This is a genomic window from Mesorhizobium sp. M0923, from assembly GCF_040319365.1.
Taxonomy (GTDB): Bacteria; Pseudomonadota; Alphaproteobacteria; order Rhizobiales; family Rhizobiaceae; genus Mesorhizobium.
Genome location: NZ_JAMYNW010000001.1, coordinates 736,877 through 760,692, shown reverse-complemented (window position 1 = coordinate 760,692; position 23,816 = coordinate 736,877). Strand labels below are relative to the sequence as shown.

The 23,816-nt window shown below is 61.9% G+C and carries 18 protein-coding genes, 1 tRNA gene and 2 pseudogenes; 19 read left to right on the top strand and 2 right to left on the bottom strand.

All coding sequences use genetic code 11. The features are described from left to right. The 16 genes and pseudogenes from NKH89_RS03705 to NKH89_RS03630 all read left to right on the top strand — a co-directional run. The coding region (locus tag NKH89_RS03705) for an EF-Tu C-terminal domain-related protein (RefSeq protein WP_502895947.1) at window positions 1–275 on the top strand (275 nt) is incomplete at its 5' end. 150 nt (window positions 276–425) lie between these two features. After that, window positions 426–2,111 carry a COG3904 family protein gene (locus tag NKH89_RS03700; protein WP_023721630.1) on the top strand — a complete coding sequence of 562 codons (1,686 nt, stop codon included), beginning with the start codon at window positions 426–428 and terminating at the stop codon, window positions 2,109–2,111. A 21-nt stretch (window positions 2,112–2,132) separates the two neighbouring features. Next, window positions 2,133–2,231, top strand: a pseudogene (locus NKH89_RS03695) (EF-Tu C-terminal domain-related protein); the annotation flags it as partial. A 328-nt stretch (window positions 2,232–2,559) separates the two neighbouring features. Then, on the top strand, window positions 2,560–4,242 hold the full coding sequence (locus tag NKH89_RS03690; protein ID WP_502896862.1) for a COG3904 family protein: 1,683 nt from the start codon (window positions 2,560–2,562) through the stop codon (window positions 4,240–4,242). Window positions 4,243–4,347: 105 nt separating this feature from the next. Continuing rightward, window positions 4,348–4,831 (top strand): annotated as a pseudogene (locus tag NKH89_RS03685) (group II truncated hemoglobin). A 130-nt stretch (window positions 4,832–4,961) separates the two neighbouring features. After that, on the top strand, window positions 4,962–5,477 hold the full coding sequence (locus tag NKH89_RS03680; protein ID WP_352485035.1) for a hypothetical protein: 516 nt from the start codon (window positions 4,962–4,964) through the stop codon (window positions 5,475–5,477). Window positions 5,478–5,554: 77 nt separating this feature from the next. After that, window positions 5,555–5,630 (top strand) — tRNA-Trp (locus NKH89_RS03675). Window positions 5,631–5,996: 366 nt separating this feature from the next. Continuing rightward, complete coding sequence (gene secE / locus NKH89_RS03670) at window positions 5,997–6,200, top strand: preprotein translocase subunit SecE (protein WP_023721668.1); 204 nt, start codon at window positions 5,997–5,999, stop codon at window positions 6,198–6,200. Window positions 6,201–6,227: 27 nt separating this feature from the next. Further along, complete coding sequence (gene nusG, locus NKH89_RS03665) at window positions 6,228–6,755, top strand: transcription termination/antitermination protein NusG (RefSeq protein ID WP_006333333.1); 528 nt, start codon at window positions 6,228–6,230, stop codon at window positions 6,753–6,755. A gap of 159 nt (window positions 6,756–6,914) precedes the next feature. Next, window positions 6,915–7,343 (top strand): 50S ribosomal protein L11, encoded by a 429-nt coding sequence (gene rplK / locus NKH89_RS03660; RefSeq protein WP_023680440.1) that lies wholly within the window; start codon window positions 6,915–6,917, stop codon window positions 7,341–7,343. Window positions 7,344–7,347: 4 nt separating this feature from the next. Further along, window positions 7,348–8,046: a 50S ribosomal protein L1 gene (rplA, locus tag NKH89_RS03655; protein WP_352485033.1), complete on the top strand. Its 699-nt coding sequence runs from the start codon at window positions 7,348–7,350 to the stop codon at window positions 8,044–8,046. 391 nt (window positions 8,047–8,437) lie between these two features. Further along, the gene (gene rplJ, locus NKH89_RS03650) at window positions 8,438–8,956 is read left to right on the top strand and encodes a 50S ribosomal protein L10 (protein WP_015317994.1); all 519 of its coding nucleotides are present in this window, start codon (window positions 8,438–8,440) and stop codon (window positions 8,954–8,956) included. Window positions 8,957–9,010: 54 nt separating this feature from the next. After that, window positions 9,011–9,388 (top strand): 50S ribosomal protein L7/L12, encoded by a 378-nt coding sequence (rplL, locus tag NKH89_RS03645; protein WP_023680442.1) that lies wholly within the window; start codon window positions 9,011–9,013, stop codon window positions 9,386–9,388. A 282-nt stretch (window positions 9,389–9,670) separates the two neighbouring features. Next, window positions 9,671–13,807 carry a DNA-directed RNA polymerase subunit beta gene (gene rpoB, locus NKH89_RS03640; protein WP_023721670.1) on the top strand — a complete coding sequence of 1,379 codons (4,137 nt, stop codon included), beginning with the start codon at window positions 9,671–9,673 and terminating at the stop codon, window positions 13,805–13,807. 131 nt (window positions 13,808–13,938) lie between these two features. Then, on the top strand, window positions 13,939–18,135 hold the full coding sequence (rpoC, locus tag NKH89_RS03635; protein WP_352908409.1) for a DNA-directed RNA polymerase subunit beta': 4,197 nt from the start codon (window positions 13,939–13,941) through the stop codon (window positions 18,133–18,135). Window positions 18,136–18,219: 84 nt separating this feature from the next. Continuing rightward, window positions 18,220–18,885 carry an O-methyltransferase gene (locus NKH89_RS03630; RefSeq protein ID WP_352908408.1) on the top strand — a complete coding sequence of 222 codons (666 nt, stop codon included), beginning with the start codon at window positions 18,220–18,222 and terminating at the stop codon, window positions 18,883–18,885. A gap of 48 nt (window positions 18,886–18,933) precedes the next feature. Here the strand turns inward: NKH89_RS03630 and NKH89_RS03625 are convergent, their stop codons facing one another. Beyond that, complete coding sequence (locus tag NKH89_RS03625; RefSeq protein WP_352908407.1) at window positions 18,934–19,863, bottom strand: Gfo/Idh/MocA family protein; 930 nt, start codon at window positions 19,861–19,863, stop codon at window positions 18,934–18,936. A gap of 124 nt (window positions 19,864–19,987) precedes the next feature. Next, a complete protein-coding gene (locus NKH89_RS03620) occupies window positions 19,988–20,269 on the bottom strand; it encodes a transcriptional regulator (RefSeq protein ID WP_023721675.1) in 282 nt (93 codons plus the stop codon). Between the two features lie 462 nt (window positions 20,270–20,731). On the opposite strand from NKH89_RS03620, the gene rpsL reads away from it, so the two are divergent. The 3 genes from rpsL (at window position 20,732) to fusA (ending at window position 23,780) form a co-directional block, all read left to right on the top strand. Further along, window positions 20,732–21,103, top strand: coding sequence for a 30S ribosomal protein S12 (gene rpsL / locus NKH89_RS03615; protein WP_006333356.1), 372 nt, complete (start codon window positions 20,732–20,734; stop codon window positions 21,101–21,103). A gap of 85 nt (window positions 21,104–21,188) precedes the next feature. Further along, the gene (rpsG, locus tag NKH89_RS03610; protein WP_008875664.1) at window positions 21,189–21,659 is read left to right on the top strand and encodes a 30S ribosomal protein S7; all 471 of its coding nucleotides are present in this window, start codon (window positions 21,189–21,191) and stop codon (window positions 21,657–21,659) included. Between the two features lie 30 nt (window positions 21,660–21,689). Beyond that, on the top strand, window positions 21,690–23,780 hold the full coding sequence (gene fusA, locus NKH89_RS03605; RefSeq protein WP_254817148.1) for an elongation factor G: 2,091 nt from the start codon (window positions 21,690–21,692) through the stop codon (window positions 23,778–23,780). The last annotated feature ends 36 nt before the right edge of the window (window positions 23,781–23,816 follow it).

Genomic DNA, 23,816 nt, shown 5'->3' with positions numbered 1-23,816 from the left:
AGTTCGTCGCCGAAGCCTACATCCTGACCAAGGACGAGGGCGGCCGTCACACGCCGTTCTTCACCAACTACCGTCCGCAGTTCTATTTCCGCACGACGGACGTGACCGGCATCGTGTCGCTGCCGGAAGGCACCGAGATGGTGATGCCGGGCGACAACATCACCGTCGATGTCGAGCTGATCGTGCCGATCGCCATGGAAGAGAAGCTGCGCTTCGCCATCCGTGAAGGCGGCCGCACCGTCGGTGCCGGCATCGTCGTCACCATCAAAGAGTAATCAACGCCGGCGTTGCCGGTCGAGATCGAATGCGAAAGGGCGGTCTTCGGGCCGCCTTTTTGATTCGAATAGATTAACCGCCTTGCTTCAAATCCTGTTGCAAGCGCCTCTGCCGTAACTAGTATAGGTTGCATCGAGGGGGCTGCCCGAATGGTTCCATGGCGCCGTTTGCATAGTCAGGCATTGTGGTCGTTAGGGCTGATCTGCCTGGTGTCGTTGCTCGCCTTGGGCCACGCTGCCTTCGCAGCCGATGCCAAGAAATCCACGCCGGAAAAATCCACGCCGGATCTCGGCCCGACGATGCGGTTCGTCGTCGTCCGCAGCAGCGCGCCGGGCTGCGAGCCGACCTGTCCGGAATGGATATCGGCGGAAGGCTCGATAGAAGCCGGCACGCCGGCCCTGTTCAAACGCACGCTGAAGGCGCTTGGCGGCCGAAAGCTGCCGATCGTCGTCGATTCCCCCGGCGGCAATGTCGAAGCGGCGCTGACACTTGGTCGCCTGATCCGCAAGAACAAGCTCGATATCGCCGTCGGCAAAACCCGGTTCGTCGGCTGTCTGCCAGATGTGAAAAACTGCAAGGAAAAGGACGGCAAGGGCGCCCGTTATTTCGGCAATGCCTATGCCGACGGCGCCATCTGCAATTCCGCCTGTCCGTTGATGTTTTCCGGTGGCATCCGGCGCGTGGTCGGGGAATGGGCCTTTCTCGGCGTCCATCAGATCACCACGACCTATATCCGGACGAAATTGCTGTACCGCACCACCTACCGCGTGGTGAAGGGTAAGAAGAAGATCCTCAGCACCAAGGTCGTCAGCCGGAAGAACGCCGGCAGCTACAAGACCTACGAGATGAACAAGCCGCTGGAGCGGAAGCTGGCGGCCTATCTGAAGGAGATGGGCGTCGGCCTGGGCGTGCTCGAGACCATGAAAGGCACGCCGGCCAGCAGCATCCAGCAACTGGTTCCCTACGACATGCTGCAAATGAATCTCGTCACCAGCTTGGATGCCGTCGACCTGCTGACCGCGCCAACCCTATGCAAATCCGATCCGTTGCCGGCGAGTTGTAGGGAGCTGCCGGCGCCGGCGAATGTCGCGAAGCCGGCCGGCGAAGTGGTGGCGAACGCCGAGCCTGCACCCGCAGGGCACGAAACCACGCGGCCGAAGGAGGCCGCAGACATGCGCTTCGTCCTGGTCCGCGGCAGCAATCCGCTTTGCAATCCCAACTGCCCGGAATGGATCTCGGCCGAAGGCACAATTACCGCCGACACGCCCGAAAAACTGCGCCAACTGCTGGACGGCGTCGGCGACCGGCGTCTGCCCATCGTCATCAACTCGCCGGGTGGTGATGTGCTCGGTGCTTTGGCGGCCGGAAGGCTGATCCGCGAACGCAAGCTCGACGTCACCGTGGCGCGGACAGATTTCATTGGCTGCGAACCGCGGCAGGCCGACTGCACGGCCGAAGACGGCGTCTATAACGGACTGACGGTCGATGCCGGCGGCGCGTGCGGCTCGGCCTGTCCGATCATGCTCGCCGGCGGTGTCAAACGCCTCGTCGGCCCGCGTGCACAGTTGAGCGTGCATTCGGTAGGGCAGGAGCAAAAGGTCAAGGCCTATCTCGAGGACATGGCCATCGGCCCCGGTCTGTTTACCGCAATTCAGCTGAATTCAGTCGAACGGCAGCTCGAACTCGACAGGATGCTGAAATACGGGCTGACAACCGGGCATCAATCGGCAGACGAATTGACAGGCCCCGGCATCTGCAGATCGGAGCCACAGCCCGAGAACTGCCGCGAAGCCTCGGGCGCCAAGGCTCAGGCCAGCACGCCGGTCAAATCGTAAGGCGGGCTTGATAGCTGCGAGCTGATCGTGCCGATCGCCATGGAAGAGAAGCTGCGCTTCGCCATCCGTGAAGGCGGCCGCACCGTCGGTGCTGGCGTCGTCGTCACCATTATAGAGTGATCGGCGCCGGCATTGCCGGTCGATGCGAAAGGGCGGTCTTCGGGCCGCCTTTTTCGCTTACTGACTCGAGGCAGAACAATCTTGCGCGGGTGTTTCAAAGCTATTGCAACCACCATTGCCGCAACTATTATAGGTTGCATCAAGGGGGCTTTTGCCAAGCGTGGTTTCGGGACGCCGTTTAGATAGCGTGGCAAGGTGGTGGCGCGGGCTGCTGGTTATTGCCATGGCGATGGCTGCCTTCGCCGCAAAGGCCGAGGATGTCTTCCCGAAATGGTCCGATCCGACGACTTGGACCGATCCGAAGCTATTATCCGATGATCTCTCGCCGATGCGATTCGTCGTCGTGCGCAGCAACGCGACCGGCTGCGAGTCTAACTGTCCGGAATGGATTTCGGCAGAAGGCGCCATCGAAGCGGGCACGCCAGCGCAGTTCAAGCGCATATTGAAGACGCTCGGCCGCCGCAAACTGCCGATCATCGTCAATTCCCCGGGCGGCAATGTCGATGCTGCGCTCCAGCTTGGTCGAATAATCCGCAAAAACAAGCTCGATATCGCCGTCGGTACGACCAAGTTTTCCGATTGTTGGCCCGGGATGAAAGATTGCCGGGCCAATGACGGCAAGGGCGCAGCATATTTCGGCATTGCGTCTGACGGGGGTGCCATGTGCAACTCCGCATGTCCGCTGATGTTTGCCGGAGGCGTCGGACGCGTGGTCGGCGGTTGGGCCTATCTAGGCGTCCATCAGATCACTACGACCTATTTCCGCACAACACGGCACTATCGAACCACCTATCGAGTTGTGCGGGGCAAAAAATATAGGATCACCACAGAAACCATCACTCAAGACAATGCCGGCTACAAGACCTATGAGATGAGCAAGGCGCTTGAGAGGAAACTTTCGGCCTATCTCAGGGACATGGGTGTCGGACGGGGCGTAATCGACAGAATGAAGGCCACGCCCGCCAGCGACATCCGGCAGATCGCCCTCGACGACATGCTGACGATGAAGCTGATCACCAGCAGGGACTCCCTCGACATACTTACGCAGGCGGGCATATGCCAGCGGAGTCCTGCGCCGCCGAACTGCAGGGAGGTCCCTGCGAATGCCAAGCCGGCCAAGGTGGCAGCAATCGAAGCGAAGGCCGGACCGTCTCAGCCGGCTCAAGTCCCACTTTCTCAGCTGGCCAAGGAGGCACCTGCTCAGCCGGTCGAGGCAGTGCCAGGAAACGAGGCGCCGGACAAGGGCTTCATACTCGTTCGCGGCAGCGATCCGATGTGCGAGCCCCACTGCCCGGAATGGATGTGGGCTCGGCCGCTCGTGGCAGTGCCGGGGAACGGGGCACCCGAGATGCGCTTCGTTGTGGTTCGCCGCAGCAATTCGTCCTGCAATCCCGACTGCCCGGAATGGATCTCGGCACAAGGCGTAATCACGAGCCAAACCCCGCAGAAGCTGGGCCAGTTGCTCGCTACGCTTGGCAGCCGGCGGCTGCCTATAGTGGTGAGCTCGCGAGGCGGCGACTTGTTCAGCGCTCTGGCGATGGGGCGACTTATCCGTGAAAAGAAGCTCGACGTCGCCGTTGCCCGTACCGATTTCGTTGGCTGCGACCCGGAAGAGTGGAATTGCTTGGCCAAAGATGGCGCCTATGCCGGAGTGGCCAGCGATGCGAAAGGCGACTGCGATTCGGCCTGCGCGCTGATGCTGGCTGGGGGCGTCAGGCGGCTTGTCGGTCCACGGGCGCTACTCAGCCTTTACCTGATGGGACAAGCCCAGCTGATCAAGGCTTACCTTGACGAGATGGCAATCAACCGTGATCTGTTCATGACGCTTCAGCGCATTTCGGTCGAGCGTCAGCTCGAACCTGACGTGATGCTGAGGGCCGGACTGACGACTGGGCCGCAATCAGTGGACGAGCTGACCGGTGCCACCCTGTGCAGATCGGTGCCGAAGCCTGACAATTGCCGCGTGGTGCTCTCGCCCAATGCGCAGGCCGAGGCGCCCGCCAAATTGTAGGGGCGCGTCGGTTTCGGAAGCTGGCCATCGAGACAGGTTGAGCGATGCTGGATGTTTCCGCTATCGTCCGGCGTGGTAGAAGACCAGCCAGGCGAGGGATCGCAAATGAGCCAGGACGTCCCGACATTGTTTCGAATGGGCCGGCGGCACCGAAGCGCTGAACCGCCTGACCCAGACCTTCTACGACAACGTCTCTCGGGATCCCATTGTCGGGCCGGTGTTCAAGCATATGTCGGCGGACCATCCGGCCCACGTCGCGGCCTTCATCGGCGAAGTTTTCGGTGGACCGAAAACCTACAGCGAAAAGCATGGCGGCCATCGCGAAATGGTGATGCATCACCTCGGCAAGCATCTGACGGAGGAGCAGCGCCGGCGCTGGATCAATCTCCTCGCCGACGCCGCCGACGAGATCGGGCTGCCTGACGATCCCGAATTCCGCTCGGCCTTCATGGCCTATATCGAATGGGGATCGCGGCTGGCCAAGATGAACTCCAACAAAGGTCCGACCTGCGATCCCGAGACGGAACCAATGCCGGTCTGGGGTTGGGGCGTGCCGGGCGGCCCCTACAAGCCGCCTTCGGGAAACTGACCGGGCGCGAATCGGTCGAAAACCCTGCCGGCCAGGAAAACGGGTGGCTATGGAGGTCTCGGTCCTCCAGGCTAACGGTTTAAAGTCGCCGTCGACTGGCGGGGCCTCACTAAAAACCGGAGACTTTGCGATGAGATCGGAAGGCAAGAAAAATTCAGGCAGCACCTTTGACGGCAACCGCGGAACCCGAAACCCGTTCGGTGTCATGGATGTCCCCACTCCCGACGACGAGGAGGTGTCGGCGTTCGCCGCCGGCGTAAAACTGGAGGGAGCTGCAAGCGATGAAAACGCCGAAGCCTGGGGCACCGAAAGCGACCGCGACCGTAACGACACCATCGAAGGCAGGTGGTCCAGCCGATGGAACGGCGGTGCCGACCCCACGATTCCAGGCGATAGCAAGGGTAAATGGAAGTCTGGCCGGGGCGAGCTGAAGACCGCGGGAGAGAGAGTTTACCTACTGTTCGATTGGCATGATGGCGTGCGCAAGGGGCTCATCGACGCGCGGCGCGTCAGTGCGAAAGGGCTGGTTGGAAAATATATCAATCTGACCGACCCAAAAATCGTGCGTCCCTGGGTCGGTTTGGTCGTCAGCAATCAACGGATCGACGGGAAATGGCCGGGAGGACGCCTGGACTTTCGAAGATGAAGGCTGGGCAGCGCACGTCGCTCTTTACAGAGCGCGCGGAAGCTTTTAGGAAGCGCCTGCTGCGCCGACATGCGCATACGGGCATAGCTCAGTTGGTAGAGCGGCGGTCTCCAAAACCGCAGGTCGTAGGTTCGAGCCCTGCTGCCCGTGCCATTCCTTCGAATGGATACCTAAAAAACGATTCCTTTGCAGCGCAGCCTTTGAAAACCGGCTTGTGACTTGCCATATAGCATAAGTTGCGGCATAAGGGCCGCATAGCCGGGACGGGACGACTGGATGGTTCCGAGGCGGCGTTTGGTCATAAAGCGGACACTTGCCACTTGCGTGGATCAAGAATCGGTTTTATGTAGACGAAACAGACACGCGACGCGTGGAGCTGGGAAGCCGGCTTTACGCGTCTGATTTGCATGGGCGAAATGATTGCGCTGATTCGGCGCGAACGCACGCTCAAGCGGCACGTCCCGGCCAGCGGGATCATCCAGGAGACCCGGCCAACGGGTCTTGCAGACAGAGCGGCATATGGCTTCGAAAACCACAAATCCTTTCACCTTTCTCCAGCAGGTTCGCGCGGAGACTGCCAAGGTCACTTGGCCGTCGCGGCGCGAAACGGTGATCTCGACGGTGATGGTCCTTGTGTTCGCGGTCATCGCGATGATCTTTTTCTTTACCGCAGACGTGGCCATGGGCTTTGCGGTCGAAAAAATCCTCGGCCTCGGACAGTAAGTCCGGCGATTACGGAGAAGTCTTAAAATGACCGCGCGGTGGTACATCGTCCACGCCTACTCGAACTTTGAAAAGAAGGTCGCCGAGGACATCGAGAACAAGGCCAAGCAGAAGGGCCTGTCCGCCGACATCGAGCAGATCGTGGTGCCGACCGAGAAGGTCGTCGAGATCCGCCGCGGCCGCAAGGTCGATGCCGAGCGCAAGTTCTTTCCGGGCTATGTGCTGTTGAAGGCCAATCTGACCGATGCCGTGTTCTCGCTCGTCAAGAACACGCCGAAGGTCACCGGGTTCCTGGGCGACTCCAAGCCGGTGCCGATCACCGAAGCCGAAGCCCAGCGTATCCTGAACCAGGTTCAGGAAGGCGTGGAGCGGCCGAAGCCGTCGGTGACGTTCGAGATCGGCGAAGCGATCCGCGTTTCGGATGGACCATTCGCGTCGTTCAACGGTTTCGTCCAGGAAGTGGACGAGGAGCGGGCGCGGCTCAAGGTGGAAGTATCGATCTTCGGGCGCGCCGTGCCGGTCGATCTGGAATTCGGACAGGTCGAGAAGGGCTGATCCGAAATCCCTGCACCGGTTTCGGCGGCAGGGAAGGCGGCGCGGAGATCGCGCGGCCAAAACGGGTGGGAGGCGAATGCGGCTTTAGCCGGCCGCGCGGACCGCACCACCAGACTGCAACCGCCGGCAAGACCGGCATGAGAAAAGGCAGGAAGAGAGATGGCTAAGAAAATTGCAGGCCAGCTCAAGCTCCAGGTTTCCGCGGGATCGGCGACGCCGTCGCCCCCGATCGGCCCGGCGCTTGGTCAGCGTGGCATCAACATCATGGAGTTCTGCAAGGCGTTCAACGCGCAGACCCAGGAAATGGAAAAGGGCTCGCCGGTTCCGGTCGTCATCACCTACTACCAGGACAAGTCGTTCACCTTCGTCATGAAGACGCCGCCGGTGAGCTACTTCCTGAAGAAGGCCGCGAACCTGAAGTCGGGCTCGAAGGAGCCGGGCAAGGTCAAGGCCGGCACGATCGGCCGCGACAAGGTGCGCGCCATCGCCGAGCAGAAGATGAAGGATCTGAACGCAAACGACGTCGAGGCGGCCATGCGCATGGTCGAGGGCTCCGCCCGCTCGATGGGTCTGGAAGTGGTGGGCTGAGATCATGGCAAAGATTGCAAAGCGTGTATCGCAGACCCGCGAAGGCATCGATCCCAACAAGGCTTACGCTTTGGGTGAGGCGCTGAAGCTGCTCAAGGATCGCTCCTCGGTGAAGTTCGACGAGACCATCGAAGTCGCGATGAACCTCGGCGTCGACCCCCGCCATGCCGACCAGATGGTCCGCGGCGTGGTCAACCTGCCGAACGGCACCGGCCGCAGCGTTCGCGTCGCCGTGTTCGCGCGCGGTGACAAGGCCGAGGAGGCCAAGGCCGCCGGCGCCGACATCGTCGGAGCCGAGGATCTGGTCGACATCGTCCAGAAGGGCACGATCGACTTCGACCGCTGCATCGCCACGCCGGACATGATGCCGCTGGTCGGCCGTCTCGGCAAGGTGCTCGGCCCGCGCGGCATGATGCCGAACCCGAAGGTCGGCACCGTCACCACCGACGTGGCCGCCGCCGTGAAGGCATCGAAGGGCGGCGCCGTCGAGTTCCGCGTCGAGAAGGCCGGCATCGTTCATGCCGGCGTCGGCAAGGTCTCGTTCGACGTCAAGGCGCTGGAAGAGAACGTCCGCGCCTTCGCCGATGCGGTGACCAGGGCAAAGCCGGCTGGTGCCAAGGGCAATTACGTCAAGAAGGTGTCGGTCACCTCGACGATGGGCCCGGGCCTCAAGCTCGACGTCTCGACGCTCGCAGCGTCCTGATACGAACAATTGGATCGGCCGCTAAGACGCTGATCCGTGAAAGAATTCCGGGCCTCCGACCTGTCGGCGGCCCGGTACCGGAAGTCGAAAGGCTTCCGGACATCCTGTCCGAGATTGCAGGCGGCCCCCAAGCCTTAGGTGATGTGGGCCTTAATTCATGTGGGCCTGCATGAGACGGGTGAAGACCGGACAAAGGAGCGAACGCTCCAATGAAAGGTTCGAACCGTGTTTGCCTTTTGTCTGCGCACCGTCCGGCTTGCCGGCAGGTGTGGCGAAAGGGGGCAGGATCCTCGAGCGTCGTTCGGGAGATCCGTTACTGGATGGCCCGGCCGGCAAAAGGCAACCCGACGCCTGTCCTTCGTAGAGGGCAGGGGTCAACTGGAGATAGGCAGTGGACAGAGCGGAAAAACGCGAACTCGTCACGGGCCTGAATGATGCGTTCTCAGGCGCTGGTTCAGTCGTCGTGGCCCACTACGCCGGTATCACCGTCGCGCAAATGAACGACCTTCGGTCGAAAATGCGCGCCGCCGGTGGCACCGTCAAAGTCGCGAAGAACCGTCTCGCCAAAATCGCTCTTCAGGGCACGGACTCCGCATCGATCATCGAGCTGTTCAAGGGACAGACGCTGATCGCCTATTCGGAGGATCCGATTGCGGCGCCGAAGGTCGCGTCCGATTTCGCCAAGGGAAATGACAAGCTCGTCATTCTCGGCGGCGCAATGGGCACCACCTCGCTCAACGCCGACGGTGTGAAGGCACTCGCCACACTTCCGTCGCTCGATGAGCTGCGCGCCAGGCTGGTTGGCATGATCGCCACGCCGGCAACCCGGATCGCCCAGATCGTCAATGCGCCTGCGGCTTCGGTCGCGCGCGTCATCGGCGCTTACGCCCGGAAGGACGAGGCGGCATGAGGCCGTTCCTCGCTATCACAAACACACGTTCGAACCTTATGAAGGAACATTGCAATGGCTGATCTGGCAAAGATCGTAGACGACCTTTCGAAGCTGACCGTCCTCGAGGCGGCCGAGCTGTCGAAGCTTCTTGAAGAAAAGTGGGGCGTTTCCGCCGCTGCTCCGGTGGCGGTTGCCGCTGCTGGCGGCGCCGCGGCCGCTGCTGCTCCGGTCGAGGAAAAGACGGAATTCGACGTCGTCCTCACCGAAGCAGGCGCTCAGAAGATCAACGTCATCAAGGAAGTTCGCGCCATCACCGGTCTTGGCCTCAAGGAAGCCAAGGACCTGGTCGAGGCGGCTCCGAAGCCGGTCAAGGAAGCCGTTTCCAAGGCCGACGCGGACAAGTTCAAGGCCCAGCTGGAAGCAGCCGGCGCCAAGGTCGAACTGAAGTAAGCGTTGAGTACCGGCGGCCGGGGTCGCGCCGTCCGCCACTCCCTTCACGTCGAGGGGAGGCTCATGGCGCGAAGAGTGCGAAAACCTCTTTCCTGAGGGCCGCAAACCGGCCTTCAGGAAACGGGTTTTCTCCCGTTTCTGGCCCACCGCCAATTGGTGGTGGGTGAAAAGACAAGAAGCCGCCGACAGGCGGCGGGCAACAAGACAGGGCCGCCGAGGTGGCCCGAGATGCAAGGCGAGCCGCGGCGAGGCTCGTCCCGAGAATTGAGCTAAGGAGCGACGATGGCCCAGACCCAGACTTTCAATGGCCGCAGACGCGTACGCAAATTTTTCGGAAAGATCCCGGAAGTTGCGGAGATGCCGAACCTGATCGAGGTTCAGAAGGCATCCTATGACCAGTTCCTGATGGTGGAGGAGCCCAACGGTGGGCGTCCTGACGAGGGGCTGCAGGCAGTTTTCAAGTCGGTCTTCCCGATTTCCGATTTTTCCGGCTCCTCGATGCTGGAATTCGTGAAGTACGAGTTCGAAGGACCCAAATTCGACGTTGACGAATGCCGCCAGCGCGACCTGACCTATGCGGCGCCGCTCAAGGTGACGCTGCGCCTCATCGTGTTCGATATCGACGAGGATACCGGCGCGAAGTCGATCAAGGACATCAAGGAGCAGGACGTCTACATGGGCGACATGCCGCTCATGACCTTGAACGGCACCTTCATCGTCAACGGCACCGAGCGCGTCATCGTCTCGCAGATGCACCGTTCGCCGGGCGTCTTCTTCGACCATGACAAGGGCAAGTCGCATTCGTCCGGCAAGCTTCTGTTTGCCGCGCGCGTCATTCCCTATCGCGGCTCGTGGCTCGACATCGAGTTCGATAGCAAGGACGTCGTGCACGCCCGTATCGACCGCCGCCGCAAGATTCCGGTGACGTCGCTGCTGATGGCGCTCGGCATGGACGGCGAAGAGATCCTGTCGACCTTCTACAACAAAATCACCTACAAGCGCGCCGGCGACCATTGGCGCATTCCCTTCAACGTCGAGCGTTTCCGCGGCCTCAAGGCCGTTGGTGACCTGGTTGACGCCGACACCGGCGAGGTCGTCGTCGAGGCCGGCAAGAAGATCACTGCCCGCCAGGCCAGGGCGCTTGGCGAAAAAGGTCTTAAGGCGATCAAGGCGACCGACGAGGATCTGCTCGGCAACTACCTTGCCGAGGACATCGTCAACTATGGCACCGGCGAGATTTTCCTCGAAGCCGGCGACGAGATCGATGAAAAGACGCTGAAAGTGCTTCTCGGCACCGGCGATGACGAGATCAAGGTTCTCGACATCGATCACGTCAATGTCGGCGCTTATATCCGCAACACGCTCAACGTCGACAAAAACGAGAGCCGCCAGGACGCGCTGTTCGACATCTACCGCGTCATGCGCCCCGGTGAGCCGCCGACGCTCGAGACCGCCGAAGCCATGTTCAACTCGCTGTTTTTCGACAGCGAGCGCTATGATCTTTCTGCCGTCGGCCGCGTCAAGATGAACATGCGCCTCGAACTCAAGGCCGAGGATACCGTGCGCGTGCTGCGCAAGGACGACATCCTGGCCGTGGTCAAGACGCTGGTCGAACTGCGCGACGGCAAGGGCGAGATCGACGACATCGACAATCTCGGCAACCGCCGCGTGCGCTCGGTCGGCGAGCTGATGGAGAACCAGTACCGCGTCGGCCTGCTGCGCATGGAGCGCGCGATCAAGGAACGTATGTCCTCGATCGAGATCGACACGGTGATGCCGCAGGACCTGATCAACGCCAAGCCGGCGGCTGCCGCCGTGCGCGAGTTCTTCGGTTCCTCGCAGCTGTCGCAGTTCATGGATCAGACCAACCCGCTGTCGGAGATCACCCACAAGCGCCGCCTGTCGGCGCTTGGACCGGGCGGCCTGACCCGCGAGCGTGCCGGGTTCGAGGTGCGCGACGTGCACCCGACGCATTACGGCCGCATCTGCCCGATCGAGACGCCGGAAGGCCCGAATATCGGCCTGATCAACTCGCTTGCGACCTTCGCGCGTGTCAACAAATACGGCTTCATCGAGAGCCCGTACCGCAAGATCGTCAACGGCAAGCTGACCAATGAGGTCGTCTACCTGTCGGCTATGGAAGAGGCCAAGCACCACGTCGCGCAGGCCAATGCCGAGCTCGACAAGAATGGTCATTTCGTCGACGAATTCGTCATTTGCCGTAACGCCGGCGAAGTGATGATGGCGCCGCGCGAAAACGTCGATCTGATGGACGTGTCGCCGAAGCAGATGGTGTCGGTGGCCGCGGCCCTGATTCCGTTCCTTGAGAACGACGACGCCAACCGCGCGCTGATGGGCTCGAACATGCAGCGTCAGGCCGTGCCGCTGGTGCGCGCCGAAGCGCCGTTCGTCGGCACCGGCATGGAGCCGATCGTCGCCCGTGACTCGGGCGCCGCCATCGGCGCCCGCCGCGGCGGCATCGTCGACCAGGTGGACGCGACGCGTATCGTCATCCGCGCCACGGAAGATCTCGATCCCGGCAAGTCCGGCGTCGATATCTACCGGCTGATGAAGTTCCAGCGTTCGAACCAGAACACCTGCATCAACCAGCGTCCGCTGGTGCGCATGGGCGACCGGGTCAACAAGGGCGACATCATCGCCGACGGCCCGTCGACCGAGCTCGGTGATCTGGCCCTCGGCCGCAACGTGCTGGTCGCGTTCATGCCGTGGAATGGCTACAACTACGAGGATTCCATCCTCTTGTCCGAGCGCATCGTCGCCGACGACGTCTTCACCTCGATCCACATCGAGGAGTTCGAAGTCATGGCCCGCGACACCAAGCTCGGGCCGGAGGAGATCACGCGCGATATCCCGAACGTCTCGGAAGAAGCGCTGAAGAACCTCGATGAGGCCGGCATCGTCTACATTGGTGCGGAAGTGCAGCCGGGCGACATCCTGGTCGGCAAGATCACGCCGAAGGGCGAAAGCCCGATGACGCCGGAAGAAAAGCTGCTGCGCGCCATCTTCGGTGAAAAGGCCTCGGACGTGCGCGATACCTCCATGCGCATGCCTCCGGGAACCTTCGGCACCGTCGTCGAAGTGCGCGTCTTCAACCGCCACGGTGTCGAGAAGGACGAGCGCGCCATGGCGATCGAGCGCGAGGAGATCGAACGCCTCGCCAAGGACCGCGACGACGAGCAGGCGATCCTCGACCGTAACGTCTATTCGCGCCTTTCCGACGTTCTCGTCGGCAAGGAGGCGATTGCCGGGCCGAAGGGCTTCAAGAAGGGCTCGAAGCTGTCGAAGGACACGCTCGACGAGTATCCGCGTTCGCAGTGGTGGCAGTTTGCCGTGGAGAACGAAAAGCTCCAGAGCGAACTGGAAGCCCTGCGTGGCCAGTACGACGATTCCAAGAAGGCGCTCGAGCAGCGCTTCATGGACAAGGTCGAGAAGGTGCAGCGCGGCGACGAGATGCCTCCGGGCGTCATGAAGATGGTCAAGGTCTTCGTGGCCGTGAAGCGCAAGATGCAGCCCGGCGACAAGATGGCCGGCCGGCACGGCAACAAGGGTGTCGTGTCGCGGATCGTTCCGGTCGAGGACATGCCTTTCCTCGAGGACGGCACGCATGCCGACATCGTGCTCAACCCGCTGGGTGTGCCGAGCCGCATGAATGTCGGCCAGATCCTGGAAACGCATCTGGGCTGGGCTTGCGCCGGAATGGGCAAGAAGATCGGCGATCTGATCGATGCGTACAAGACGGCGGGCGACATCAAGCCGCTGCGCAAGACGCTTGAGAGCTTCATGCCGGCCAATGACCGCAACGAGCCGGTCCGCGAATATGACGACGAGAGCATCGTTCGCCTCAGCGAGCAGATGCGCCGCGGCGTCTCCATCGCGACACCGGTGTTCGACGGCGCGCACGAGGCCGACATCAACATCATGCTGGAGCAGGCGGGCCTGCACACCAGCGGTCAGTCGCAGCTCTATGACGGACGCACCGGCGAACCGTTCGATCGCAAAGTGACGATGGGCTACATATATATGCTCAAGCTTCACCACCTTGTGGACGACAAGATCCACGCGCGTTCGATCGGGCCGTACTCGCTCGTTACCCAGCAGCCGCTGGGCGGCAAGGCGCAGTTCGGTGGCCAGCGCTTTGGCGAGATGGAGGTCTGGGCGCTTGAAGCGTACGGCGCCGCCTACACGCTGCAGGAGATGCTGACGGTGAAGTCGGATGACGTCGCCGGCCGCACCAAGGTCTACGAGGCGATCGTCAGAGGCGACGACACATTCGAGGCCGGCATCCCCGAGAGCTTCAACGTTCTCGTTAAGGAAATGCGGTCTCTCGGCCTCAATGTCGAGTTGGAGAACACCAAGCTCGACGACAACCCGATCCGGCTGCCCGACGCGGCCGAGTAAGCAAGACGTCCGGCCGCGGCCTTCCCGCGACCGGACGCACCAAATTCTCGGCCGATGGCCGATCAAGTCGGCGGGCGTTTGGCCCGCGCTAGATGCAAGGGGTTTTCGAGGACCCCGAAAAGGAGAACGGCATGAACCAAGAGGTCATGAATCTCTTCAACCCCCAGGCGCCTGCGCAGGTGTTCGATTCCATCCGGATCTCGCTTGCCAGCCCTGAGAAGATTCTGTCCTGGTCATTCGGCGAGATCAAGAAGCCGGAGACCATCAACTACCGCACCTTCAAGCCGGAGCGTGACGGCCTGTTCTGCGCGCGCATTTTTGGTCCGATCAAGGACTATGAGTGCCTGTGCGGCAAGTACAAGCGCATGAAGTACAAGGGCGTCATCTGCGAGAAGTGCGGCGTCGAAGTCACGCTGTCGCGCGTCCGCCGCGAGCGCATGGGCCATATCGAGCTGGCGGCACCGGTCGCCCACATCTGGTTCCTGAAGTCGCTGCCGTCGCGCATCGGCACGCTGCTCGACATGACCCTGAAGGACATCGAGCGGGTCCTTTACTTCGAGAACTACATCGTCACCGAACCCGGCCTCACCGCGCTGAAGGAGCACCAGCTGCTCAGCGAGGAAGAGTACATGATGGCCGTCGACGAATATGGCGAGGATAGTTTCACCGCCATGATCGGCGCCGAGGCGATCCACGACCTGCTGGCCGGCATGGACCTCGAGAAGATCGCCGGCGATCTGCGTTCGGAACTGGCTTCGACCACCTCCGAGCTCAAGCATAAGAAGTATCTGAAGCGTCTCAAGGTCGTCGAGAACTTCATGGAATCCGGCAACCGTCCGGAATGGATGATCATGAAGGTGGTTCCGGTGATCCCGCCGGATCTGCGTCCGCTTGTCCCGCTGGACGGCGGCCGTTTCGCTACGTCGGATCTGAACGACCTCTACCGCCGCGTCATCAACCGCAACAACCGCTTGAAGCGGCTGATCGAGCTGCGCGCGCCCGGCATCATCGTGCGCAATGAAAAGCGCATGCTGCAGGAAGCCGTCGATGCGCTGTTCGACAATGGCCGCCGCGGCCGCGTCATCACCGGCGCCAACAAGCGTCCGCTGAAGTCGCTGTCCGACATGTTGAAGGGCAAGCAGGGCCGGTTCCGCCAGAACCTGCTCGGCAAGCGCGTCGACTATTCCGGCCGCTCGGTCATCGTCACCGGTCCCGAGCTCAAGCTGCACCAGTGCGGCCTGCCGAAGAAGATGGCGCTCGAGCTGTTTAAGCCCTTCATCTACGCCCGTCTCGACGCCAAGGGTTACTCCTCGACCGTCAAGCAGGCGAAGAAGCTGGTCGAAAAGGAGCGTCCGGAGGTCTGGGATATCCTCGACGAGGTCATCCGCGAGCATCCGGTGCTGTTGAACCGCGCGCCGACGCTGCACCGCCTCGGCATCCAGGCGTTCGAGCCGATCCTGATCGAAGGCAAGGCGATCCAGCTTCACCCGCTGGTCTGCACGGCCTTCAACGCCGACTTCGACGGCGACCAGATGGCGGTCCACGTGCCGCTGTCACTGGAAGCGCAGCTCGAGGCTCGCGTGCTGATGATGTCGACCAACAACATCCTGCACCCGGCTTCCGGCGCGCCGATCATCGTCCCGTCGCAGGACATGGTTCTCGGTCTCTACTATCTGTCGATCGTCAACCAGAACGAGCCGGGCGAGGGCATGGTGTTTGCCGATATGGGCGAGCTCCAGCATGCGCTCGAGACCAAGGCGGTAACGCTGCATTCCAAGATCAAGGGGCGCTTCCGCACGGTCGACGCCGACGGTAAGGTCGTATCGAAGATCCACGACACCACGCCTGGCCGCATGATCATCGGCGAGCTGCTGCCGAAGAACGTCAACGTGCCCTACGAGACCGCCAACCAGGAGATGACCAAGAAGAACATCTCCAAGATGATCGACACCGTCTACCGCCATTGCGGTCAGAAGGAGACGGTCATTTTCTGCGATCGCATCATGGCTCTCGGCTTCAGCCACGCCTGCCGTGCCGGCATTTCGTTCGGCAAGGACGACATGCTGATCCCGGATGCCAAGATCAAGCTGGTGTCCGACACCGAGGCTTTGGCCAAGGAATACGAGCAGCAGTACAATGACGGCCTGATCACCCAGGGCGAGAAGTACAACAAGGTCGTCGACGCCTGGGCCAAGTGCTCGGAAAAGGTCGCCGACGAAATGATGGCCCGCATCAAGGCGGTCGAGTTCGAGGACAACGGCCGTCAGAAGCCGATGAACTCGATCTACATGATGTCGCACTCCGGTGCGCGCGGCTCGCCCACCCAGATGCGCCAGCTCGCCGGCATGCGCGGCCTGATGGCCAAGCCTAGCGGTGAAATCATTGAGACGCCGATCATCTCGAACTTCAAGGAAGGCCTGACCGTGCTCGAGTACTTCAACTCGACCCACGGCGCCCGCAAGGGTCTGGCCGACACCGCCTTGAAGACGGCGAACTCGGGTTACCTGACGCGTCGTCTTGTCGACGTGGCGCAGGACTGCATCGTCAACTCGCTCGACTGCGGCACCGACAAGGGCCTCACCATGCAGCCGATCGTCGATGCCGGTCAGGTCGTCGCTTCGGTTGGTCAGCGCGTTCTCGGCCGCACCTCGCTCGACGATATCACTCACCCGGTCACCGGCGAGGTTCTGGTCAAGGCCGGAACGCTGATGGACGAGCGTGACGTGGAACTGATCGAAAAGGCCGGTGTGCAGTCTGTCCGCATCCGTTCGGCGCTAACCTGCGAGGTCAGGGTCGGCGTTTGCGCGGTCTGTTACGGACGCGATCTGGCCCGCGGCACGCCTGTCAACCAGGGCGAGGCTGTCGGCGTCATCGCGGCGCAGTCGATTGGCGAGCCGGGCACCCAGCTCACCATGCGTACCTTCCACATGGGCGGCACGGCGCAGGTGGTGGATTCCTCGTTCCTTGAAGCCTCGTACGAGGGCAAGGTCGAGATCCGCAACCGCAACGTGGTGCGCAACTCCGACGGCCAGCTGATGGTCATGGGTCGCAACATGGCGGTGCTGATCCTCGACGAGGCCGGCAAGGAACGCGCCACGCACCGCGTCACCTACGGTTCGCGCATCTTCGTCGACGATGGCGACAAGGTGAAGCGCGGCCAGCGTATTGCCGAGTGGGATCCCTATACCCGCCCGGTCCTCACCGAAATCGAGGGCAGGGTGGCGTTCGAAGATCTGGTCGATGGCATTTCCGTTCAGGAAACCGCCGACGAATCGACCGGCATCACCAAGCGCGAGGTCATCGACTGGCGTTCGACGCCACGCGGCAACGACCTCAAGCCGGCGATCGTCGTCCAGGATGCCAAGGGCAAGGTCGGCAAGCTGTCGAAGGGTGGCGACGCCCGCTTCCTGCTCTCGGTCGAGGCCATTCTTTCGGTCGAACCCGGCGCACAGGTTCGCCCCGGCGACGTGCTGGCGCGTATTCCGATGGAAAGCGCCAAGACCAAGGACATCACCGGCGGTCTGCCGCGTGTGGCCGAACTGTTCGAGGCACGCCGTCCGAAGGATCACGCCATCATCGCCGAGATCGATGGCACGATCCGCTTCGGTCGCGACTACAAGAACAAGCGCCGCATCATCATCGAGCCGCATGACTCGACGCTTGAGCCGGTCGAATACCTGATCCCGAAGGGCAAGCCGTTCCATCTCCAGGACGGCGACGTCATCGAGAAGGGCGACTATATCCTCGACGGCAATCCGGCGCCGCACGACATCCTGGCGATCAAGGGCGTGGAGGCGCTTGCCTCCTACCTCGTCAACGAGATCCAGGAGGTCTACCGCCTGCAGGGCGTGTCGATCAACGACAAGCACATCGAGGTGATCGTTCGCCAGATGCTGCAGAAGGTCGAGATCACCACGCAGGGCGATTCGACCTACATTCCGGGCGACCACGTCGACGTGATCGAACTGGAAGAGGTCAACGAGCGCCTGGTCGAGGAGGGCAAGAAGCCGGCCGAAGGCCAGCCGGTGCTGCTGGGCATCACCAAGGCCTCGCTGCAGACGCCGTCCTTCATCTCCGCCGCCTCCTTCCAGGAGACGACGAGGGTGCTGACCGAAGCTGCGGTTGCCGGCAAGACCGACATGCTGCAGGGGCTGAAGGAAAACGTCATCGTCGGCCGGCTCATCCCGGCCGGCACCGGCGGCACGATGAGCCAGATCCGGCGCATCGCCACCTCGCGCGACGAGTTGATCATCGACGAGCGCCGCAAGGCGTCCGGCGTCGAGGTCGCCGAGCCGATGCTGACCGACATGGTTACCGCCGCGCAGTAAGCGCGCAAGTAAGAGAAGATAGAAAAGGGGCCCAAGTGGCCCCTTTTCGCATTGTGGTTCCCCAATCGGATCGGAGGACAACGGATGAGCAGGAGGATCTGGGCTTCTGTCGACGGCTACATTGTCGAGGCTCTTTTCGAGGCGGATCCCGCCCTCGATGCCGTTCTGGCGGCCAACCATGACCACGGCCTACCGCCGATCGATGTTTCCCCGGCACAAGGCAAGCTGCTGTCACTTCTTGCGCGAATGCAGGGAGCGAAGAAGGTACTCGAAATCGGCACGTTGGGCGGCTACTCGACAATCTGGATGGCGCGAGCGTTGCCCGTGGACGGCAAGGTCGTGACGCTCGAGCTTGATCCGCACCACGCCAGTGTCGCGCGGTCGAACTTTGAACGGGCAGGGGTATCTGACCGCGTGGAACTGCGGGTCGGACCGGCGCTTCAATCGCTTGCCGCGTTAGGCGCCGAGAATGCCGGGCCGTTCGACTTCATCTTCATCGACGCCGACAAGCCGAACAACCAGCACTATCTGTCCTGGGCGATGCGTCTTTCGAGGCCGGGGACTGTCATCGTCTGCGACAATGTCATCCGTGACGGCGCGGTGGTGAACGAAGATGGCCGCGACGCCAATGTCGAAGGGGCACGCGCGGCGTTCTCGTTCATCGGCAGCGACAAGCGTCTGGAAGGTACCGCGATCCAGACTGTTGGCGCCAAGGGCTATGACGGCTTTGCCATAGCGATCGTCAATTGAACTTAGGCGGTGAGCGGCCGGACCTGCGATCCGGCCGGCGCCCGCTGGTCAATCGAAAAAAGCTTCAACCACATTGCGCTTGCCGAGCATGAAGGCGTCAGCGACATGCTGCAGGGGCGCGAGATCGACGTCGGAGGTGCCCGCGCGCACGATCTCGGCGAAGCGCTTGTAGAGCATCGGATATTCGGCTTCCGGCTCCTCGTGAACGACGCGGCCATCGATGGCGAGCTTTGAGCCGCCGCCAGAAAGCACCATCGATCCGGCCTCGGTATCGGCCAGGATGTCCCAGCTTTGCGGCCCGGTCTGGCGCCAGTCGAGTTCCATCGTCACCGGCAGACCGTTCGAAGTGCGGAAGACGATATGGGCGGCGATCGGGGCAGCGCGGTTTTCGGGGAAATCGAGTTCTGCCGAACTGATGAACATCGGCGGCAAAATGTGGGTAGCGATCGACAGCGCATTGATGCCGGGATCGAAGACGCCAAAGCCGCCGGGAGCCCAGATCCATTCCTGATTCGGATGCCAGCGGCGCACGTCTTCCTTCCAGTTGATGGCAGCCGACCTGATCCTAGTCGAGTTGAGGAATGCACGTGCAGCTTCGACAGCCGGCGCATAGCGTGAATGCCAGCTGGCGAACAGGCAGACACCGTTCGCTGCCGCCAGCGCCTTCAGGTCTTCGACCTCGCTGACCGTCGCGCCGGGCGGCTTTTCCAGGAAGACATGCTTTTTCGCCACCAGCGCGGTGCGTGCGGCGTCATAGCGAAACTGCGGCGGCATGCACAGCGACACCGCCTCGAGCTCCGGCATCGCGTCGAGCATCGCTTCGATCGTCGGAAAATTCGGGATGTCATCGACTTTGCCGTGGCGGCTGGCTGCGGCGACTAGGCGATAATCCTGGTCCTTCGCCAAGGCCGGCAGGTGCTGGTCGCGGACGATCTTTCCCACGCCGACGATGCCGAGCTTGATGGGATTAGAGGACATGGGAGCTCCGCAGGTTGAGTGTGCTTGGTTTTGCCAGAGGTCGCTTCTTAGCAGAGAACTTGTGGGGGGCAAGTCGCCGGGTTTTTGTCGCCGGCTCGTGAGATCGACCGCGATTCAGATCTCTTCAGATCGGCACATCGAACGTTACGATCGACACTTCGCCTTCGAGCGCGCCCTGATAGGCGGACAGATGCGGCTCGTCGTCGGGCACGCCGTCCATATCGCCGATCTGGTCGAGCTCGGCCTCGGCATAACCTTCCGCGGCAAGCGATTCGAGAGCACGGCGCACCGCAGAATCGTCGTCCGGCGCGACCAGCATCAGATGCACGCCTTCCGGCTTACCGCCTTTGCGCTTCCACACCCGGCCGGTAATAATGGTGACTGGGCGCTCCTCATTGTCATTCACGGGTTCGTACCTCCGGGCGAGGGGGTTTGGGCTGTTCATGCCGCCTTTTCGCACGAAGCACGGCCCGGAAACAGCCGCAAGCCGGTCACTTTCTGCCTTCCTCTTGAAAAACGGCGCAAGAAAATTACATGCATTTTTCGCATGGCTGCCACGCCTCGGTTTCAGCGCAATATTTGCCGCTCCGGGGTTGACGGACAGTGGCCATACGAGTAGAAGCCGCCCAGTCAGAACCGATGTGAGGCTCTTGCTTCCGAAGCGACACGCTTTGGAGTTTGCCTCAAACAGGGTTCGTTTTACGAGCGAAAAGACATTTCCGGCGTGCATGAAGCGGCTTCCGCTTCCTCTGCCATTTGTTCGGGCAAGACCGCGAGGCGCGGTTTGTGGCCCGAATTTGCGTATGGAAATGACGCTTTGAGCGGCCCTGACCGGGCGAGACACGGAATTGAGAGACAAGAGGGTTTAATGCCTACCGTCAACCAGCTGATCCGCAAGCCGCGCATTGCGCCGGTGAAGCGCAACAAGGTCCCGGCCATGCAGCAGAACCCGCAGAAGCGGGGCGTCTGCACGCGCGTCTACACCACGACGCCGAAGAAGCCGAACTCGGCGCTGCGCAAGGTGGCCAAGATCCGCCTGACCAATGGTTTTGAAGTGATCGGTTACATCCCCGGCGAAGGCCACAACCTTCAGGAGCACTCGGTGGTGATGATCCGCGGCGGTCGCGTCAAGGATCTTCCGGGCGTCCGTTACCACATCATCCGCGGCGTGCTCGACACGCAAGGCGTGAAGAACCGCAAGCAACGCCGTTCGAAATACGGCGCCAAGCGTCCGAAGTGACCGAAGCGTAGCCAAGGTCGTTCCGGGCGGCGTCAAGCGACGATCCGGGATCCAGGCCACCGCGTAGAATTGAGGCAGAGAAAAAATGTCCCGTCGTCACAGTGCAGAAAAGCGTGAGATCAATCCGGACCCGAAGTTCGGCGATCTGATCGTCACCAAGTTCATGAACGCCGTCATGTATGACGGCAAGAAGTCGGTTGCCGAGACCATCGTCTACGGCGCGCTCGACCAGGTCCAGTCCAAGACCAAGCAGGAACCGGTCACCGTCTTCCATCAGGCGCTCGACAATGTCGCGCCGCATGTGGAAGTGCGTTCGCGCCGCGTCGGCGGCGCCACCTACCAGGTTCCGGTCGACGTGCGCCCCGAGCGCCGTCAGGCATTGGCCATCCGTTGGCTGATCGCCGCCGCCCGCAACCGCAACGAGACCACTATGGTCGACCGCCTCTCCGGCGAGCTGATGGACGCGGCCAACAACCGCGGCACCGCCGTCAAGAAGCGTGAAGATACCCACAAGATGGCAGAAGCCAACCGCGCTTTCGCGCACTACCGCTGGTAAAGCGCGAACGAGACTGAAGAGGCACCTCCCATGGCCCGCGAATATAAAATCGAAGACTACCGCAATTTCGGTATCATGGCGCATATCGACGCCGGCAAGACGACGACCACCGAGCGCGTCCTCTATTACACGGGCAAGTCGCACAAGATCGGCGAAGTCCATGACGGCGCTGCGACCATGGATTGGATGGAGCAGGAGCAGGAGCGCGGCATCACCATCACGTCGGCCGCCACCACGACCTTCTGGAAGGGTCGCGACGGCAAGATGTATCGCTTCAACATCATCGACACCCCCGGCCACGTCGACTTCACCATCGAGGTCGAGCGTTCGCTGCGCGTGCTCGACGGCGCCATCGCGCTGCTCGATGCCAATGCCGGTGTCGAGCCGCAGACGGAGACCGTCTGGCGCCAGGCTGACAAGTATCGCGTTCCGCGCATGATCTTCTGCAACAAGATGGACAAGATCGGCGCCGACTTCTACCGCTCGGTCGAGATGATCGGTTCGCGCCTCGGTGCGCATGCCGTCGTCATGCAGCTGCCGATCGGCGCCGAGACCGAGTTCAAGGGTGTCGTCGACCTCGTCGAGATGAACGCGCTGGTCTGGCGCGACGAGACGCTGGGCGCTGCCTGGGACATCGTCGAGATCCCTGCCGACCTCAAGGCTCGTGCCGAAGAATACCGCGAGAAGATGATCGAGGCCGCCGTCGAAATGGACGAAACGGCGCTCGAGAATTACCTCGAAGGCAAGATGCCGAGCAACGACGAGATCCGTGCGCTCATCCGCAAGGGCACGATCGCGGTGAAGTTCTATCCGATGTTCTGCGGCTCGGCCTTCAAGAACAAGGGCGTGCAGCCGCTGCTCGACGCCGTCGTCGAATATCTGCCGTCGCCGGCCGACGTCCCGGCCATCAAGGGCGTCGACGCCAAGACCGACGCCGAGATCGAGCGTCATGCCGACGACAACGAGCCGCTGTCGATGCTTGCCTTCAAGATCATGAACGACCCGTTCGTCGGTTCGCTCACCTTTGCCCGCATCTATTCGGGCAAGCTCACCAAGGGCATCTCGGTCGACAACACCGTGAAGGGCAAGAAAGAGCGCATCGGCCGCATGCTGCAGATGCATGCGAATTCGCGCGCCGACGTCGAAGAGGCTTTTGCCGGCGACATCGTCGCCCTCGCTGGTCTCAAGGACACGACCACCGGCGACACGCTCAGTGATCCGCTGCATCCGGTCATCCTCGAGCGCATGGAATTCCCCGATCCGGTCATCCAGATCGCCATCGAGCCGAAGACCAAGAACGACCAAGAAAAGATGGGCCTCGCCCTTCACCGCCTGGCCGCCGAGGATCCGTCCTTCCGCGTCAAGACCGACGAGGAAAGCGGCCAGACGATCATCTCCGGCATGGGCGAGCTTCACCTCGACATCATCGTCGACCGCATGCGTCGCGAGTTCAAGGTCGAGGCCAATGTCGGCGCGCCGCAGGTGGCCTATCGCGAGACGATCACTCGCAAGCACGAGCAGGACTACACGCACAAGAAGCAGACCGGCGGTACCGGCCAGTTCGCCCGCGTCAAGATCCTGTTCGAGCCGAATCCGGAAAGCAGCGAATTCGAGTTCGAAACCAAGATCGTCGGCGGCGCTGTGCCGAAGGAATACATCCCCGGTGTCGAAAAGGGCATCAACAGCGTCATGACCTCGGGCCCGTTCGCCGGCTTCCCGATGATCGGCGTCAAGGCGACGCTGATCGATGGTGCCTACCACGACGTGGACTCTTCGGTTCTGGCCTTCGAAATCGCCGGCCGCGCCTGCTTCCGTGAAGCAGCGCCGAAGTTGGGCGTGCAGTTGCTCGAGCCGATCATGAAGGTCGAAGTGGTGACGCCGGAAGATTACGTCGGCAGCGTCATTGGCGACCTGAACGGCCGTCGCGGCCAGATCCAGGGCCAGGAAGCCCGTGGCGTCGCGGTGGTCATCAACGCGATGGTGCCGCTCGCCAACATGTTCAAATACGTGGACAACCTTCGCTCGATGAGCCAGGGCCGCGCGGCCTACACGATGCAGTTCGACCATTACGAACCGGTCCCGACCGCGGTCGCCCAGGAAGTCCAGAAGAAATACGCGTAACTCGAAACGAGTTGCACCAGTAACTTAATTCAAGGC